Annotated in this window: 10 protein-coding genes; 7 read left to right on the top strand and 3 right to left on the bottom strand. The window is 41.5% G+C overall.

The annotated features are described in order from the left end of the window. Positions 1 to 102: 102 nt before the first annotated feature. From BN3261_RS02435 to uvrB, 5 genes are all read left to right on the top strand, one after another. Complete coding sequence (locus BN3261_RS02435; RefSeq protein WP_059085380.1) at positions 103 to 1,500, top strand: MFS transporter; 1,398 nt, start codon at positions 103 to 105, stop codon at positions 1,498 to 1,500. Positions 1,501 to 1,851: 351 nt separating this feature from the next. Next, positions 1,852 to 2,652, top strand: a complete 801-nt coding sequence (locus tag BN3261_RS02440; protein WP_059085381.1) for a helix-turn-helix transcriptional regulator — start codon at positions 1,852 to 1,854, stop codon at positions 2,650 to 2,652. Positions 2,653 to 2,813: 161 nt separating this feature from the next. Next, positions 2,814 to 3,626, top strand: a complete 813-nt coding sequence (locus BN3261_RS02445; RefSeq protein ID WP_021652318.1) for an HAD-IIA family hydrolase — start codon at positions 2,814 to 2,816, stop codon at positions 3,624 to 3,626. A 32-nt stretch (positions 3,627 to 3,658) separates the two neighbouring features. Beyond that, entirely contained in the window at positions 3,659 to 4,207 is a 549-nt protein-coding gene (locus BN3261_RS02450) for a hypothetical protein (RefSeq protein ID WP_015527045.1), read from the top strand. Positions 4,208 to 4,773: 566 nt separating this feature from the next. After that, entirely contained in the window at positions 4,774 to 6,762 is a 1,989-nt protein-coding gene (gene uvrB, locus BN3261_RS02455; RefSeq protein ID WP_059085382.1) for an excinuclease ABC subunit UvrB, read from the top strand. An 86-nt stretch (positions 6,763 to 6,848) separates the two neighbouring features. Here the strand turns inward: uvrB and BN3261_RS02460 are convergent, their stop codons facing one another. From BN3261_RS02460 to BN3261_RS02470, 3 genes are all read right to left on the bottom strand, one after another. Beyond that, a complete protein-coding gene (locus tag BN3261_RS02460) occupies positions 6,849 to 7,118 on the bottom strand; it encodes a hypothetical protein (protein ID WP_059085383.1) in 270 nt (89 codons plus the stop codon). Between the two features lie 117 nt (positions 7,119 to 7,235). Beyond that, on the bottom strand, positions 7,236 to 8,831 hold the full coding sequence (locus tag BN3261_RS02465; RefSeq protein WP_059085384.1) for a response regulator: 1,596 nt from the start codon (positions 8,829 to 8,831) through the stop codon (positions 7,236 to 7,238). Beyond that, positions 8,806 to 10,632 (bottom strand): sensor histidine kinase, encoded by a 1,827-nt coding sequence (locus BN3261_RS02470; RefSeq protein WP_059085385.1) that lies wholly within the window; start codon positions 10,630 to 10,632, stop codon positions 8,806 to 8,808. The genes BN3261_RS02465 and BN3261_RS02470 overlap by 26 nt, the downstream gene beginning before the upstream one ends. Before the next feature lie 245 nt (positions 10,633 to 10,877). Between BN3261_RS02470 and BN3261_RS02475 the strand changes: the two genes are divergently transcribed. Continuing rightward, complete coding sequence (locus BN3261_RS02475) at positions 10,878 to 12,113, top strand: ABC transporter substrate-binding protein (RefSeq protein ID WP_059085386.1); 1,236 nt, start codon at positions 10,878 to 10,880, stop codon at positions 12,111 to 12,113. 78 nt (positions 12,114 to 12,191) lie between these two features. Further along, positions 12,192 to 13,070, top strand: a complete 879-nt coding sequence (locus tag BN3261_RS02480; RefSeq protein WP_044961978.1) for a carbohydrate ABC transporter permease — start codon at positions 12,192 to 12,194, stop codon at positions 13,068 to 13,070. Positions 13,071 to 13,081: the final 11 nt, after the last annotated feature.

The following is a 13,081-nucleotide window of genomic DNA, read 5'->3' on the forward strand; positions in this document are numbered from 1 at the left end:
AGCAATCAGACAAAAACAGAGAAAAAACTAGAATTAGACATCATACTCTGTTAGACATCTTGAAATTCTAAGTGCGATGAAGATGAGGAGCAAAGAAATTCGATGGAAGAAAAAAAGTATTTGAAATGGTATAACAAAATTGGATACGGATCAGGCGATATTGCAGGTAATGTAGTCTATGCGTTCCTGACATCTTTTATGATGGTCTATCTGACGGACTCAGTAGGACTTGCTGCAGGTGTCGTAGGTACCCTGATTGCCGTATCAAAACTATTTGATGGTTTTACGGATATATTTTTTGGATCAATGATTGACAAAACACACAGTAAAATGGGAAAAGCGAAGCCATGGATGCTATACGGATACATTGGTTGTGCCATTACGCTGGTCTGCTGCTTTGCAGTACCAGTCAGCTTTGGAACAACGGCTAAATACGCATGGTTCTTTATCTCTTATACACTGTTAAATGGTGTGTTTTATACAGCAAACAATATTGCTTACTCAGCACTTACGTCACTGATTACAAAGAACAGCAAAGAGCGTGTGCAGATGGGATCTTACCGTTTTATTTTTGCGTTTTCAACAAGTCTTCTGATTCAGGCGATTACAGTTGGATTTGTAGATAAATGTGGTGGAGATGCTGCGGCATGGAGAACGGTTGCTATTATCTATGCAATCATTGGTCTTGTCATAAATACGATTTCAGCACTTTCTGTTAAGGAACTTCCGGAGGAAGAACTTAACGAAGGAGAAGTAAAGAATGATAATGAAAAGTACGGAATGGTACAGGCATTCAAGCTTCTTGTTAAAAACAAATATTACATGATGATTTGTGGAACATATATTTTACAGCAGTTATATAGTGCCATGATTGGAGCTGGCATTTATTACATGACATGGGTACTGAAAAATAAGAATTTGTTTGGACAATTTGCATGGGCAGTAAATATTCCACTGATCATTGCCCTGATTTTCACACCGACATTAGTTGGTAAGTGGAAAGGTATGTATAAACTGAACTTAAGAGGTTATGTCTTAGCAGTCATCGGTAGAGCACTTGTTGTTGTTGCAGGATATATGGGCAGTGTTCCGCTGATGATGGCATTTACAGCTCTTGCAGCCTTAGGTCAGGGACCATGGCAGGGAGATATGAATGCAGTTATCGCATCCTGCTCTGAGTACACTTATCTTACACAGGGAAAGAGAATTGACGGAACGATGTACTCTTGTACTTCTCTTGGCGTAAAAATCGGTGGAGGTATTGGAACCGCTGTTGTTGGATGGCTGCTTGAGTTCAGTGGATATATCGGAACAAATGCAACTCAGCCGCAGTCTGCACTTGATATGATGCAGTTTATGTATCTTTGGCTTCCGTTAATCTTTGATGTATTGATTATGTTTGTACTTTCAAGAATGAATGTAGAAGATGCAAATAAAAAACTGAAAGCAGAAAAAGAAATTGCTGCAGATGAAGTAACAGATGCATCAGACATAAATTAGAATTGACAGGAGAAAGCGTTGTCTGGTCGTTGCTCGATGAGACAGTGCTTTTTTCTATATATAAAGTGATTGAACTGTATTTTGAAAATAAAAAAGGACCACTTCATTTTTGTGAAATGGCCTTAAGAAAATATTCAGTTTTCACAAAATAGTCCTTTTAGTATTTATACATGGTAAGGATGCTCAAAATATTCAGTGTAGAATACTAAAAGGTCATTCAGATATTTTTTTAGGTTGCTCATTTGCAATTCCTCCTTTCCTTATTTACAAGTTGATTATAAGATAGGTGTAAAAGGATTGCTTGCCAAATCGAAAGAAGATATAGACAAATGTTGCAAAGGGGAGTATTTCATGCAGTTAAAATATGTTGACACAAAAGAGGAGATCATAGCAATAAATAGGAAGTCAAAACATATTGAACCACATCTTCATAATGCACTGGAGATCGTTTGTGTAACAAGTGGAGCATTAGAACTTGGTGTCGGACAGGAACTATACCATATGGAAAAAGGAGATATAGGCTTTGTATTTCCAGATGTTATTCATCACTATCAGGTACTGACACCCGGTGTAAATAAAGCGACTTATTTGATTGCATCGCCATTTACGATAGTCAAATTTGCAGATATCATGCAATCCATGGCTCCTGAATACCCAATCATCAAAGCGGAAAAGATTGAACCGGAGGTATATAGGGTTATAAATGCAATTTTAGAGACAGAACAGTCGGATATTACTGTTGCACAGGCATATCTTCAAATTGTGTTGGCACGCTGCATAGGAAAATTAAATTTGGTAGAAAAGAGCAGTGTGGGGAGCAACGATCTTATTTACCAGACAGTTTCCTATATATCAGCAAATTTCAAGAAGAAGTTTTCGTTGGAAGAGATGGCAAAAGACCTGGGCGTGAGCAAATATGTTTTATCCAGACTCTTTTCCAAGACATTCCATAGAAACTTTAATCAATATCTTAACGATGCAAGGCTGAACTATGCATGCCATCGTTTGGAAAATACGAGTGATTCTATTACAAATATTTGTCTGGATAGTGGATTTGAAAGTCAGAGAACGTTTAACCGAGTATTTAAAGAAAGATATAAAATATCACCAAGTGATTATCGAAGTACTTGTGTGAAAGAGATGTTGTCATAAAAGGTTCTGTTGATCGAAATATTTACTTTGATTTTACAGTGCTATGTATTTGATTTCATGTGTGGATGATATAATATAAAAGTATTTGTAGAAAAAAGAGTTTTATTCTATTATGAAAAGAGTAAGGTGTATTCTAAAGAAACAAGAAAGGCAGGGCGCACATGAACATGATAAAATCCATAATCGATTTTAATGAAAAAAAAGGATTCATCTGTGATATGGATGGTGTGATCTATCATGGCAATCAGATATTGCCAGGTGTTCCAGAATTCATCCAGTGGTTGCATGATGAAAAGAAAGAATATTTATTTTTGACAAATAATAGTGGATATACACCACGGGAATTAAATCAGAAACTGGCAAGGATGGGACTTGATGTGCCAGAAGAACATTTTTACACCAGCGCATTGGCAACAGCCGCTTTTTTAAAGGAACAGGCGGCAGGCTGTTCAGCATTTGTGATAGGAGAAGCAGGTCTCTTAAATGCACTTTATGATGTAGGTATCACAATGAATGATGTAAATCCGGATTATGTTGTTGTGGGAGAGGGACGCTCCTATTCATTGGATACATTAACAAAAGCAACGAATTTAGTTCTGAAAGGTGCAAAGCTGATCGGAGCAAACTCAGATGTTTCCGGACCGATTGAGAACGGCATTGCTCCTGCTTGTCGTGCATTGATCGCACCTATAGAAATGGCAACAGGTACACAGGCATATTTCTGTGGGAAACCGAATCCACTGATGATGAGAACAGGATTGAATATGCTTGGATGTCATTCAGCAGAAGCTGTAATGGTTGGGGATCGTATGGATACAGATGTGATTTCAGGTATGGAAAGTGGTATGTCTACTGTATTGGTTCTCTCTGGATGTTCAACGAAGGATACACTCAAAACTTATGCTTATCTTCCGACAATGGTATTGAATGGAGTGGGAGATATCGCCAGTATGGCAAAAGCAAAAGAGGAATAGTGTGATTAGGCAAATACCAGGAGGTAAAGTATATGATGAAACTTGATAATTTTGTAGGAATGATGACAGGACATTTTGATAATAAGGATCAATTTAATAAGATGCAGGCAGAAGGGAAAACATATCCATATGCGGAACATGTAAATACAATCTGTAATGATAAAATAAATAACCTTCCTGAAGATTTCAAAGGAAAATTTGTTGTTGAAGAGAGTTATTATGAAATTAATGGAAAACGTCATGCATCTCCACATCTTTTCCTTATCACGGAAATAGAACAGGGAATTTTACTTTCTTCTTATAAAATTCCAAAAGGAGAAGATAAAAATACATTTTCATATGATTCTATGAAGAATGTTGATTACTCTAAACTAGAAAAATCTGAAAAATTTAATCCGGCACTTTATCATGAAAAGGACGGAATCTGGGAGGGAGGCAGCACAAGCCAGTTCTCTCCGGTAATGACATTCAAACTTTGGGAAAAGTTTTCCAACAATTTTCTGGAAGTATCGGAAAGCATGGAAGTTAATGGAAAGAGAACTTTTGGATATGATGAACCAATAATTTATAAGCGTGTATAATCAAAGGTCTGCATATTGGGATGAACTTCAGTTTGTAGAGGACTCGATGAATTTGCGTAATATTGGGCGTTACATGAATGTTAATTTAAGGAAATAATATGGTAAGCAAAAGCGGGATAACTTTTCAAAGTCGCTGTTTCTTTGCGTTTACACAAACTTATCATATTGAGTGAAGTATCGAAAGTGATTGAAATAGACTTAATCCTGGAGGAATATTTCAACGCAGCATGATAAAAAATAGAATAGTAGTGATAGAAAAAAGTACAAATAAGAATCGAACATTTGTACTTTTTTCTTGCGTTAATCTATATACTTTCAAAAATTTATTTGATATAATAGGGACTGTTACAAGAACAAACAGTAAAAATATGACAGGACCGGAGGTTAGTATTTTCAGGTATTTCCGAGTGCTGTTTTATCCGCAAATATTAGTTTTGTGACTTTTATTCGTAACGAGGTGAGAAACACATCTATTCACTATAAAAATGAGCTTTTCGTTACGAATCTGGGTACGAATTTTTAGCTGATAATGATCATAGTAAAAGTCACAAATGGAGGGATTTACCATGAATGAGTTCAAATTAAAAGCCCCATACAAGCCAACCGGCGATCAGCCCCAGGCCATCGAGAAATTGGTCGAGGGATTTAAAGAAGGCAACCAGTTCGAGACTTTGCTGGGTGTCACAGGCTCCGGTAAGACCTTCACCATGGCGAACGTTATCGCTCGGTTAAATAAACCAACTCTGGTACTTGCTCACAATAAAACACTGGCGGCCCAGCTTTACGGCGAGATGAAAGAATTTTTTCCTGAGAACGCAGTGGAATATTTTGTCTCCTACTACGACTACTACCAGCCGGAGGCTTACGTTCCGTCCACAGACACCTACATCGCCAAGGATGCATCCACCAACGACGAGATCGATAAACTCCGCCTTTCTGCCACAGCGGCCTTATGTGAGCGGAAAGACGTGATCGTAGTTTCATCGGTATCCTGTATTTATGGCCTGGGTGCGCCGCAGGAATTTTTTGATATGATGATCTCACTTCGGCCGGGGATGGAGAAGGATCGTGACGAGGTTATCAAACAGCTGATCGATATCCAGTATACAAGAAATGAGATGGATTTCCACCGAGGAACATTCCGGGTGCGTGGCGATGTGCTGGAGATCTTTCCGGCTAACTCTACAGACCGGGCGGTGCGCGTGGAATTTTTTGGAGATGAGATCGAGCGGATCACAGATATCGATGTGCTTACCGGCGAAATCAAAAGTGTGGAAAGCCATGCGGCCATTTTCCCGGCGTCCCATTATGTTGTGCCTCAGGAGCAGATCCGCCGTGCTGCGGATGCCATCCTGGAAGAGATGAAACAGCAGGTGGAATATTTCAAAAGTGAGGACAAACTGATCGAAGCCCAGCGGATTGCCGAGCGTACCAACTTTGATGTGGAGATGATGAAGGAAACCGGATTCTGTTCCGGAATTGAGAACTATTCCAGACATCTTACCGGGCTTGCACCAGGGCAGCCACCGTATACACTGATGGATTACTTCGGAGATGATTTTTTACTTATTATAGATGAGTCCCATAAGACAGTTCCCCAGGTTGGCGGTATGTATGCCGGTGATCAGAGCCGTAAACAGACACTGGTGGATTACGGCTTCCGACTTCCATCTGCCAAGGATAACCGTCCATTGAGCTTTGATGAATTCGAGAACAAGCTTGACCAGGTAATGTTTGTATCTGCGACACCGGGAGAATATGAATATGACCATGAGCTTCTCCGCGCAGAGCAGATCATCCGTCCTACAGGGCTTCTTGATCCGAAGGTGGAGGTGCGTCCGATCGAAGGACAGATCGATGATCTTGTAGCAGAAGTAAATAAGGAAATTGAAAAGAAAAATAAAGTCCTGATCACGACTCTGACCAAACGTATGGCAGAGGACCTTACCGATTATATGAAGGATCTGGGAATCCGTGTCCGATACCTTCATTCAGACATTGACACTCTGGAACGTGCGGAAATCATCCGCGATATGCGCCTGGATGTGTTTGATGTGCTGGTCGGGATCAACCTTCTGCGAGAAGGACTGGATATTCCGGAGATCACGCTGGTAGCGATCCTGGATGCAGATAAAGAGGGCTTCCTCCGTTCGGAAACATCCCTGGTACAGACCATCGGCCGTGCAGCACGAAACAGCGAAGGCCATGTGATCATGTATGCAGATAATATGACAGAATCCATGGAAAAAGCAATCTCGGAGACAGAAAGAAGGAGAGCGATACAGGAGGCTTACAACAGGGAGCATGGCATCACTCCAACCACGATCAAGAAGGCGGTCCGTGATCTGATCGCTGTTTCGAAGAAGGTGGCAGAGACAGAAGTGAAGCTTAAAAAGGATCCGGAATCCATGAACCGAAAAGAACTGACGAAGGTGATCGCTCAGGTAGAGAAGCAGATGCGTGCTGCGGCAGCAGACCTGAATTTCGAGCAGGCTGCTGAGCTGAGAGACAAGATGCTTGAATTAAAGAAGAATTTGGAAGAATTAATGGAATAGGCTGCGAAGCAGCTGACAGTACAACACCCCTGGCTGTTATAGCCAGGGGTGTTGCCGGGTATGCTCGATCTGTTTTTGGGAAAAACTTATTTTGTAGTTGAAAAGCCCAGGGAGCGCAGGGTGATGCCGGAGCCTTTGAGAAGATCAGCCCAATATGGAACAGCCATATCCAGAGTGTCGTTGGCAAGCTCGGAAGCATCTTTTTGTGTCAGGATCTGCCTTAGCCTGGAAGAACTGATCCTGGGAGCAGCCTCTGTAACACAGACTGTGCCCGGCAGAATTGTCGATTCTGCCGGGAGTATGGACAGTACAAAGACTGTCATCAGAGATATCAGGATTTTTCTCCATTTTTTCATAGCGATCCCTCCTTCGAAAAAATATGATGGTTCTCTTTATTGATTGATTATAAGTAAAATTCCGGAGAAGGGCACTGGCATTTGTGCCAGTAACTTTGTTATAAAGAAGAGAAGAAGTTATGTATGCTGTTCCCGATAGGCGGAAGGTGTGATCCCCATTTTCTTTTTGAAGCTGGTGCTGAAATAATATTGATTGGCATAACCACATTTCAGGCTGATCTCCTTCAGACTCATAGTAGTCGTAGTCAGGTAACGGGCGGCTGCGGAAATTCGCTGAGATGTGATAAAGTCACTGAGACTGATTCCCTGATTTTTTTTGAAAAGAGCACTTAAATAAGCAGGGCTTACATTGGCAGAGGCAGCAATATCATTGAGGCAGAGCGTATTGTCAGTGTAGTGTTCGTTGATATAGGAAATCACCAGTTCACAGAGCTTCTGGTGATAATCATTCATGGAGGAATCAAGCTTCCGGCATAAAAGATGGCACAGATCCTTCAGCCATTGACATAGCTCTTCCGTATTATGAAACTCATTTATGTGGTTGTAAACATACAAAATTTTAGTTTCAAGGTCATGCGTATCCAGATTTAATTCATAGAAAAATTTCAGGATCCGGCCAAGAAGAGAATAAATCTGTATGAAAGCGAAATTCTTTGTGCGAAATTTCTGAGTGAGCCAGTCGGAAAAATTCTGAAACCAGAGATCTATGGCAGCGGTATCCTTTTTGCAGAGAAGCCGGATCAGTTCATCCTCCTTTGTATCTGAAAAATCTGCAACAGACAGATCGGAACCCAGAGCCTCTCTTCCGTCAAAGATATTCTGATGTGGGAAAAAGAATCTGTATTCCAGTGCATGTACGGCGCTTTTATAAGAATGGTTCAGGTTCCAAAAATCCTGGACAATTGTTCCAATACCTGCGTTGAGAGAAAGTCCCAGTGGCTGGCAGGCATCTGCGATTGAGGAAATAAGTCCGCTGGTAAGCTGGCGGAAGCTGTTGGACTGACAGCCGCTGTGTCCCAGAATGCACAGATAGCCATCCATATCCGGGAGAAGATACACAAAATCAAGAGAAGCGGTTTCCTCAGTTATCAGATCCTGAAGGTTGAAAAGCTCCATCTGAAACTTTTCAATCCCGTAAACAGCTTTTAGATCCGGAGCATTTTCAAGCTCCAGAATAACAACTGTATAAAAATCATAATTCAGCTCCAGGTTCAGATACTTAAGATAAGGCTTCAGTCGGTAGGCTGCTTCAGAAGACGGAAGGTGTGTGATCTCGCGGAAAAATTTTTCCGTAAGAAGAGGCCTGCTTTGTTTCAGAAGCTGGAGATTTTTCTGTTCCTTTTCCATCAGTGCAAAAGCGTTTTTTACCTTCTGGATAAGATAGGCATAATCCAGAGGCTTTTCGATATAATCCAGAGCACCGAGGAGCAGAGCGCGTCTTGCATATTCAAATTTATCATAGGCACTGATCAGGATGATCTTCACCATAGGATTGATCTCAAGAGCTTGACGGCTCATGGAAATGCCGTCAAGATCAGGCATTTCAATGTCAGAAATGATCAGATCTGCCGGTTCTTTTTTCATGGCTTCGATAGCAGAGGTTCCATTGTAGCAGACATGGATGATCTCTGCATTCAGTGTTTCCCAGTCTATGTTTTTTTCGATACCTTCTGCAGATAAGTAATTATCATCTACGATCATTATTTTTTTCATCGATATCTTCCTCCATCTGTTCGAATTCAATGGTGACGTATGTGCCGTTTCCGGGGTTGCTGCGGATCCTTACGGAACCGTTTCCGTATAATGGGTTGGAAATACGGGAACTTACGTTGGAAATTCCAAAATGCTTCTCATAATCAATAACATTATGCTCAATAGCATGGCGCAGCTGTGCAAGGGTTTCGGAGTCCATGCCGGCACCGTTGTCCTCAATGGAGATCACAACCGTATCATCGCCATAAAGAACATGGATCGAAATGAAAACAGCTGGTGTGCCCGAAGAAATCCCGTGCAGAATGGAATTTTCGAGAAATGGCTGAAGTGTAAACTTGCAGATCAGGAAATTTTCGATTCCATCTTCTGCTTCGATCTCCCAGTCCAGATTATCTTTATGACAGAGCTTTTCCATTTCCAGATAAAGCCGGGCAATTTCCAATTCATCTTTAATAGGAATAAGTTCCTTTGATTTACGCAGGGTAAGACGGTAAAAGGCAGTCAGATTTGCAATCATCTGATCAGCAATGTCAAGCTTTCCAAGGGACTGGCAGGTACGGATCGATCCCAGGATATTGTAAAGAAAATGCGGATTGATCTGTGACTGGAGCAGCTGGTATTTCAGACGTTCTTCGTTTACGGAAAGATTTACAATGGACTTCAGGTTTCCGGCTATTGTGTGCTGCATATCTTCAAAGGTGATGCCCAGTCTGTCAATCTCATCATACCTGGAAGGATCATCAGGGTGGGGAACAGTAACGATAGATAGATGTTCCGGGTCATATCCCAGCTGAAAGGCTTCCATTGCATAGGAAAGTGCAGTGATCTTCCGGGTAAGATTTTCGGAAAACAGGATAACGATGATAACAGTAAGGAGCAAGAAAATAAGGACAGTGATCAGTAAGGCACGGATCAGGATGTGCGTGTTGCCCTGAATATAGCTTTCCGGGATTTCGGTAACATGAAGCCAGCCATTGCTTAAGGTGCAGCAGTTATAATATTTGTCGCCGCTGTGAAAAGAAGAATCTGCATTTCCTTTGAGTTTCTGAAACTGTGCTTTGGAAATTCCGGATAAATTCAGTGAGGATGTATTTTTTGCTGCAATCTCTCCGTGATCTGTGAGAATGTAGCTGTATATGCGGGAATCCAAAGCAGCAGGCTGCAGATAAGTGGTAAGCTCTGAGGTGTCCAGAGCAATGCCGTAGGCGTATTCCAGAATACCGGTGGCCTGATTTTTCAGTGCCCGGACGCAGAGGATCACATCGGCAGATGATTTTTTTGTGGACAGTATTTTAGGCAGAGGCATATTGGAAACCGGTATCCAGACAGAGGAAAAGCCTGAACCGGAAACAATATTTTTATCCAGACCATATGCAGAAAGCTCATCTGTGGAAAAGAAGTACAGGCTTTCTTTTGAACCGAGCTGATCGGGCTGCAGAAAAACATATATATGGAAGAAATCGAATGTGGATTTATACAGCGAAATATTGTTTTTTACAGTGGTGAATTTTTTCAGTGCATCTACCTTATTAGAGGAAGGCTGATTTAGGGAGTACATTTGAAACTGTATGGTATCTGCTACATTTTCAACCTGACCGAGGCGGTCGTTCAGCTGAGAGACCAGCTGCTTGTCAGTCATTACGGCAGAATCGATGATACGATCTCTGGCAATGTTATAGGAAATGTGATAGCTGATGAAGGTCAGGGAAATCAGAGGTACCATAGTTGCGATCAGAAATGCGAGCAGGAGCTTATAGCGAAATGAGGAAAAAATGGGTGGGATACATTTGTGGAATTTCATAGTACATATTCTCCTTTATGTCAAAAACAAATTAATGAAACCGAATCCAGCTGTGAAAAAAGCCGTTACAAATATAGATTATATAAAAGGATTATAAAAAATTAACAACAAAAATACAAGAGAACGAAAAATAATATAAAGAAATCATAAAATATTGTATTTAGAATGAGGGGGCTCTCTGGTATCCTTAAACCATCAAAAACAGGTGTGGACAAACACGAAAATGTCCAGAAAGGAAGAAAGATATGAAGAAAAAAGTAATGAGTGCAGTTTTGGCAGCAGCGATGGTTGTGGGTATGGCAGGTAACGTGGTTACTGTTTCCGCAAAGGAAAAATATGATCTTACCTTATACAGCGTCAACACCACAGACCCGGATTTTGAGGACTGGCTTGCAAATGTGGAAGATGCCACGGGCCTGAACATTAATGTAATTGCGGCACCTACAGATACAGATACCCGTCAGCAGAAGATCACCACAATGCTTTCCACAGGAGATACTTCCGTGGATGTCATTGAGATCAACGATGAGATGAGCGCGGCATTTAAAAATTCCGGATGGCTGGAAGGACTGAACGATACAGTAATGACAGATGATATCGCTGATCAGTTTGCCCAGGGATATGTAAAGGATATGATCACAGATAAGGACGGAAACATCGTCGGTGTTCCAGGCTATACAGGATATCTTGCATTCTGGGTAAATCAGGAGATCATGGATGAGGTCGGAATCAAATCCATTGATACAAAAGAGGATTTCATGAAGTATATGAAGGCTGTTTCCAAGGACGGAAGATTCGGCTACGGCGGTTCCTGGGAGAAAACCTATGCATTTAACGAGCTTGCACAGTTTGTAAACATGTTCGGCGGCGATTATTTTGACTGGACCAAAGAGGAAAACAAGGAAGCAGTTCAGTTCCTTCACGATCTGGTTGCTAATAAAGAAACATCCATCGAACAGATTGCAGATAAATATGACCAGATGAATCCGAAGATCAATGACGGAAAATACGGATGCTGGTTCATGTGGGGCCTTGGAACAGATTATGCAAAGGCAGATATGCTTGGCGCAGATAAGATCCACATGGAAATGGTACCGGATTTCAGCGGCAAGGGAGAGCGTGCGATCTTTACAGATTCCTGGAGCTATGTTCTCAACAAAGCATCCAAGAATAAAGATGCAGCTGTGAAATTCCTCCAGTATATGGCTGATGAAGGCGGAATGGAAGCTTCCTATAAAGCATTTGACAGATATCCTGCAAGAAAGGATGTTGCAGAGAAGGTAGTTCCGGATTCTGACCCGGCAAAAGAAATGTACAGCAGATATGCAAATGAATGCAATGTACAGGGACGTCCGATGGTGGCACAGACAATGGAATTTATCACCGATATGGGAACGATCTTCCAGTCCTGTATGAAAGACGAGATCACAGTTGATGAGTTCTGCAAGAAGGCTCAGGATGTGGTAGATATGTATAAGTAAAAGATATAAAAAAACAGCAATGTAAAGCAGAGGTAAAAGTCTGCTTTACATTGCTTGATGAACAGGGAGGAAAGTTCCATGACAATAAGTAAAAAAAATATGAAGTGGATACCGTGGCTTTTGATCCTGCCAGTTGTACTGATTCGAGGCTTTACAACAGTATATCCCATTCTGATGACTGTGAAAAACAGCTTCTTTAATATCAGTATCCTTGCAGGTATCAATGAATTTATAGGCTTCAAGAATTACCTGAAGGTATTTTCTGATCCTAAAGTGCTTACATCGATCAGCTTTACGGCAATATTTGTGGTTGCTTCCATGATCTTTCATGTGATCCTCGGAGTTATCCTGGCACTGATCCTGAATATGAAATTCAAAGGCCGCCGTTTTCTGAGGACCATCGTGCTGATCCCGTGGGCTATGCCTGCAGTAGTAGCCGGTATGGCTGCAAAATGGGCATTTAACAATGATTATGGTCTGATCAATGATTTTATCCGCTGGTTTGTACCGGGTTACCAGAACAGCTGGCTGATCAATACAGGTACTGCAAGAGCAGCGGTAATTGCAATGGACCTGTGGAAGGACCTTCCGTTCTTTGCAATTCTTGTACTTTCCGGACTTCAGTTTATTTCCGGCGATATCTATGAGGCAGCAAAGGTAGACGGTGCAAACGGGATCCAGAGCTTTTTCCGGATCACACTTCCGCTGATCGCAAAAAATGTCCTGACTTTATGTATTCCGTTCACACTCTGGAGACTGACAACCTTCGATCTGGTTTATTCCATGACATCTGGAGGCCCTGGAGAGGATACTGCGCTGATCGCATACAGAATCACAACAGAAGCATTTACAAATCTAAACGTAGGATATGCTTCGGCGCTGGCTATGCTGCTGTTTGTTGTAATGGCGATCTTCAGCTGGCTGAATATACGTGTTATGAATAAGTTTGACAGTTAGGGGGAATTATC

Origin of the sequence: Blautia massiliensis (ex Durand et al. 2017) (genome assembly GCF_001487165.1) — a bacterium.
Classification (GTDB): Bacteria; Bacillota; Clostridia; order Lachnospirales; family Lachnospiraceae; genus Blautia_A; species Blautia_A fusiformis.

What these genes read in the sequence shown, in the direction of transcription:
- BN3261_RS02445 (WP_021652318.1), top strand. Translation starts at nt 2,814, where the DNA reads ATGAACATGATAAAATCCATAATCGATTTTAATGAAAAAAAAGGATTC.
- uvrB (WP_059085382.1), top strand. Translation starts at nt 4,774, where the DNA reads ATGAATGAGTTCAAATTAAAAGCCCCATACAAGCCAACCGGCGATCAG.
- BN3261_RS02475 (WP_059085386.1), top strand. Translation starts at nt 10,878, where the DNA reads ATGAAGAAAAAAGTAATGAGTGCAGTTTTGGCAGCAGCGATGGTTGTG.
- BN3261_RS02460 (WP_059085383.1), bottom strand. Translation starts at nt 7,118, where the DNA reads ATGAAAAAATGGAGAAAAATCCTGATATCTCTGATGACAGTCTTTGTA.
- BN3261_RS02440 (WP_059085381.1), top strand. Translation starts at nt 1,852, where the DNA reads ATGCAGTTAAAATATGTTGACACAAAAGAGGAGATCATAGCAATAAAT.
- BN3261_RS02465 (WP_059085384.1), bottom strand. Translation starts at nt 8,831, where the DNA reads ATGAAAAAAATAATGATCGTAGATGATAATTACTTATCTGCAGAAGGT.
- BN3261_RS02480 (WP_044961978.1), top strand. Translation starts at nt 12,192, where the DNA reads ATGACAATAAGTAAAAAAAATATGAAGTGGATACCGTGGCTTTTGATC.
- BN3261_RS02470 (WP_059085385.1), bottom strand. Translation starts at nt 10,632, where the DNA reads ATGAAATTCCACAAATGTATCCCACCCATTTTTTCCTCATTTCGCTAT.
- BN3261_RS02435 (WP_059085380.1), top strand. Translation starts at nt 103, where the DNA reads ATGGAAGAAAAAAAGTATTTGAAATGGTATAACAAAATTGGATACGGA.
- BN3261_RS02450 (WP_015527045.1), top strand. Translation starts at nt 3,659, where the DNA reads ATGATGAAACTTGATAATTTTGTAGGAATGATGACAGGACATTTTGAT.